Raw genomic sequence first — 3,869 nt, 5'->3', positions numbered from 1 at the left:
CAATGTCTTCTCAATCAGATAAGCAAGATAATGCAAAGCAATCTACTGATACAGAGGAAAATAATAATGATATAGAACAAGTCTTAAATAATAAAGATCTAAACAACATAGCGAAAAAATATCAAACAAAAAATTCTTCAGATCCTACAATCCCAAAAGGAAATAGGGGAGTTGTGAAAAAAATAAAAATCCTATCATATTAGTACATGGCTTTGCTGGGTTTCCAGATGAAACTAAACCAAAGATTTTTCCTTCTTATTGGGGAGGTAACAAGATTGATCTCGATAAAGAATTATCTAAGCAGGGATATAAAGTGATGGAAGCTGGTGTTAGTCCGTTTGGTGGGGCTGAAGATAGAGCTATTGAATTGTATTATTATATTAAAGGAGGCACTGTTGACTATGGTGCCTATAGATCTAAAAAATATGGATATTCGAGATATGGTAAAACTTATAAAGGAATATACCCAGAATGGCAACCTGGTAAAAAAATTCATTTAGTTGGGCATAGTTTTGGAGGACCTACAATTCAAGTTTTAGAAGATCTTTTAAGAAATGGTGACCCTGATGAAATAAAATATCATGAACAGCATGGTGGACAAATATCTCCGCTTTTAAAGGGGGGGAATGAAGATATGATTTCTTCATTAACTACTGTAGCTGGTCCACATAATGGGTCTTTTGTAGCAGATAAGATAGCAAATAAGCCTTTTATTAGAAAATTGTTGTTTAGTTATGTTACTCTCAGAAGTCATAAATATAATCCTGTAGACTATGGTTATGAACATTGGGGATTAAAACAAAAAGAAAATGAAACATATCTAGCATACCTAAAAAGAGTTAAAAGAAATGATTTCTGGAAAACAGAAAGCTACCCTTGGTTTGATAGCACTTTAAAAGAGGCTAAAAAATTAAATGATAGGTTAACTATGAATAAAGATATTGCATATGTATCGATAACAGGATTAGATAGCCACAAAAATTTTCTGGGTCATCAACGTGCAAACTCAAACATGTTCCCTCTTTTTAAAATCATTGGAAACTTTCAAGGATACCAATCGCCAGAAAGCTGGCAAAAAAGTGATGGTCCCATTTCTTTAGCCAGTGGTCTATTCCCTTATAATAAGCCTTTTAAAGAAACGACATTTGATAAAAAACCAGAACTTGGTATATGGAATGTTATGCCTACTTTAAAAAACTGGGATCATATGGATTTAGTTGGTTGGGGAAAAAATGATAAGAAGATAACACCTAAGATGGTACTAAATCTTTATGAGGAGTTATTTAATTATTTATCAGATGTTGAACAAGAACAAGAGAAATATAACTAATAGATCATTTAGGAATTATACAGGATGGCTTATTGTTAAAAAATTGTATTCTAATTTGGGTTATGTTGCAAAGTCAGATGACGAATTGTTTTATAAAACATACTAAGATTAGCTATGAAGAAATCTATGACGATAGATTTCTTCATAGCTATTTTTTATAATTATAGAGAGGAGTAGAATGTGCGTTCTCTTGGGTTTTAAACCCGTATAAAAAAGGCGGTTCTGTTGCAAAGTTAGAAAAATATATCTAATCACCATTTTATTGTGTCAGTCTTCACCTAACCAGCTAACATATAACTAATTTCGTGGCATGGTGAAAATCCGTAGATCTGAAGAGACCTACGGTTCTTTTTATATAATCCGTAAATACATTCAATGCCTTTGAGTGTATTTTTTGCCGTATTGACACTTTGATATCTTGTCTTTCTCACCTTAATGTGACGATGATCTTGTTCAATGAGGTTATTGAGATATTTAGATGTGCAATGACAGTTAGGTTTCAGCTTAAACACTTTAATTATTTTAGCCATGGCTACCTTCGTTGAAGGTGCTTGATCTGTAATTATCATTTGAGGTTTAGCGAATTGTTTAATAAGGCGCTTAATAAACGCATATGCTGATTGATGATCTCGTTTTTTGCGTAACCAAATATCTAATGTATGTCCATCTGCATCAATCGCGCGATACAGATAACACCACTGTCCTTTAATTTTGATATATGTCTCATCAATACGCCACTTATAATACGCTTTTTTATGTTTTCTCTTCCAAAGTTGATATAAAATAGGTGCATACTCTTGAACCCATCGATAAATGGTTGAATGATGAACATCAAAACCACGTTCCCTTAATATTTCAGATATATCACGATAACTTAATGCGTATCTTAAGTAGTAGCCAACGGCTACAGTTATAACATCTTTATCGAATTGTTTATATCTGAAATAGTTCATACAGAAGACTCCTTTTTGTTAAAATTATACTATAAATCTAACTTTGCAACAGAACCACGAAAAGCATCTAATTTGATATGCTAGTTGATAATGAAGTAATATTTATTATATATATTATATCTAATTACTTTGAAAGGACATATTGTTATGAGTGTATTTTCAAATGAGGAAAGAGTTCAAATCTTAAAAGAAGTTGTAGCTTTTAAAACTGTCAATAATAATGAATTAGAAGTTTGCGAATATTTCCAAGATTTATTTAAAAAATACGGTATTGATTCTCGTATTGAGAAAGTGGAAGATAATCGTGCTAATTTAATTGCAGAAATCGGTGAAGGGTCACCTGTTCTTGGTTTATCAGGTCATATGGATGTGGTATCAGAAGGCGATCCTGATGAGTGGACATATGATCCATTTACATTAACTGAGGATGATGGTTACCTTTACGGAAGAGGCGCTGGAGATATGAAATCAGGGCTAGTAGCACTAGCGATTGCATTGATTGAAGTTAAAGAAAGTGGCTCGTTAAAAAACGGAAAGATTAAGTTTATGGCAACAACAGGAGAAGAAAAAGAACAATTAGGATCCAAACAAATGTATGAAAATGGTGAAATGGATGAAGTAGATGCTTTAATAATAGCTGAGCCTTCAGAAAAAATGATGGTCTATGCACATAAAGGGTCTATGGATTTTCGTATTACCTCTAGAGGTAAATCTTCTCATAGCTCTATGCCAGTTATTGGAAAAAATGCAATAAAGCCACTTGTAGAATTTATACGAAATATAGACAAAGACTTTTATGAAATCTCTAAACAATTAAATTGTAAAGAACTTAATTATCAAGAACTATATAGTTATATCAAACCTCAATTACCCAAAGAAATAAATCAAGAAGACGTTTCACGAGTTTTATATGGCCCTATAATTACTAATACAATTATAAAAGGTGGTGAACAGGTGAATTCTGTTCCTGATCAAGCTGTAGCAGAATTTAATGTTAGAACTGTACCAGAATATGATAATGATATGGTGAAGGATTTATTTAACAAGCATATAGAACGTCTTAATAGTGAAGGAGCTTGTTTAGAAAATGAGACATATCTTGACCTTGATCCTGTGCTTACAACTGGGGAAAATGATTTGATGGAATTAAGTTCAAAACTAGCTAAAAAACATTTTGACTATGAAATACTTAAATCTCCGACAGTAGGAGTTACAGATGCTTCAAACTTATTACGTGGCAAAGATGAAAACTTCTCATTCTTAATGTTTGGCCCTGGTGAACGTGCGCATCAGATAAATGAAAGAGTTAGTAAAAATGCTTATCTAAGTTTCATTAATTATTATATTGAGTTATTTATTGAATATTTTTCTTTATAATATTGCGAGCTTTTAATAACCGCATAAAGATAAAAAAAGCTGAGAAATGAGTTGTAACATTTTTCAGCTTTTTATTTTTGAGAAAAAATATAGTTCTGTTGCAAAGTTAAAATAATATACAGTTCTATACAAAGTCAGAATCTTTAACGTTGTTTTAATAAGAAGTTGTTCCATTTAATTTGATTAATGTTTCATTTTTTTGTATATAT

Annotated in this window: 4 protein-coding genes; 3 read left to right on the top strand and 1 reads right to left on the bottom strand. The window is 31.6% G+C overall.

Translation table 11 applies throughout. The features are described 5' to 3' along the window. On the top strand, positions 1 to 203 hold a 203-nt coding region (locus CD155_RS12995; RefSeq protein ID WP_103213312.1), incomplete at its 5' end, for a hypothetical protein. Further along, positions 194 to 1,330, top strand: coding sequence for an esterase/lipase family protein (locus CD155_RS10655; protein ID WP_440857125.1), 1,137 nt, complete (start codon positions 194 to 196; stop codon positions 1,328 to 1,330). The genes CD155_RS12995 and CD155_RS10655, both read left to right, overlap by 10 nt. Before the next feature lie 278 nt (positions 1,331 to 1,608). Here the strand turns inward: CD155_RS10655 and CD155_RS10650 are convergent, their stop codons facing one another. Continuing rightward, positions 1,609 to 2,283: an IS6 family transposase gene (locus CD155_RS10650; RefSeq protein WP_103213310.1), complete on the bottom strand. Its 675-nt coding sequence runs from the start codon at positions 2,281 to 2,283 to the stop codon at positions 1,609 to 1,611. 147 nt (positions 2,284 to 2,430) lie between these two features. Between CD155_RS10650 and CD155_RS10645 the strand changes: the two genes are divergently transcribed. After that, the gene (locus CD155_RS10645) at positions 2,431 to 3,660 is read left to right on the top strand and encodes an ArgE/DapE family deacylase (protein WP_103213309.1); all 1,230 of its coding nucleotides are present in this window, start codon (positions 2,431 to 2,433) and stop codon (positions 3,658 to 3,660) included. Positions 3,661 to 3,869 lie beyond the last annotated feature (209 nt).

The sequence above is a fragment of the Staphylococcus caprae genome (assembly GCF_002902725.1).
In the GTDB taxonomy this organism is placed as follows: Bacteria; Bacillota; Bacilli; order Staphylococcales; family Staphylococcaceae; genus Staphylococcus; species Staphylococcus caprae.
The sequence above is the reverse complement of the archived record's forward strand: the minus strand, read 5'-3'. Positions and strand labels throughout refer to the sequence as shown.

Bases quoted from the DNA above. Each gene is read 5' to 3' on its own strand.
- CD155_RS10650 (WP_103213310.1), bottom strand. From the start codon at position 2,283: ATGAACTATTTCAGATATAAACAATTCGATAAAGATGTTATAACTGTA.
- CD155_RS10645 (WP_103213309.1), top strand. From the start codon at position 2,431: ATGAGTGTATTTTCAAATGAGGAAAGAGTTCAAATCTTAAAAGAAGTT.